This window comes from Streptosporangium vulgare, assembly GCF_042428775.1.
Classification (GTDB): Bacteria; Actinomycetota; Actinomycetes; order Streptosporangiales; family Streptosporangiaceae; genus Streptosporangium; species Streptosporangium vulgare.
Window position 1 is genome coordinate 1 of sequence record NZ_JBHMBS010000200.1, and the last position, 514, is coordinate 514.

The following is a 514-nucleotide window of genomic DNA, read 5'->3' on the forward strand; positions in this document are numbered from 1 at the left end:
CGATGTAATCATATATTTTTTCTGATGAGAATTCTTTCAACTCTGTTACTTTAATTCTGTTCAAGCAATTGATGATTTTCGATGAGCTTTTATATATTTCTTTTGTTAATTCATTTTCTAATTTATCTGTAAGAGTTGCCCTTGGTATAGATTTTATAATTGCAAATCTCATAATTTTTAATTGTTCTTCGGTAATGTCTCCAGGCTCATTTAAACAACTTTCGACAAACTTGATTTTTTCTTCAGAATACATATCGCTAATGCTTATTAAAACAGGCGTTATTTTTAGTAAATAATCCCAGGAGATTGTGGCGTTTTGTGTTGAACTAACAAAATTAACCTGAAACATGTTGGCATTAGTAAAATTTGTTGAATTCAATTTAAAAGGATTTAAAATAGTATTAGCCATATGTTTATCTGTGAAATCATAATAATCTAAATCGACATTACGTAAGTCCAGAGAGGATAGATCAACGATATCTCCAGTCCCACAACTAAAAATTACGTTTAACCT

1 protein-coding gene is annotated in these 514 nt (G+C 29.0%); it reads right to left on the reverse strand.

The window, feature by feature from the left end; genetic code table 11:
* A partial coding sequence (locus ACFFRH_RS45080) for a hypothetical protein (protein WP_512701169.1) occupies positions 1 to 514 on the reverse strand: 514 nt, incomplete at both ends.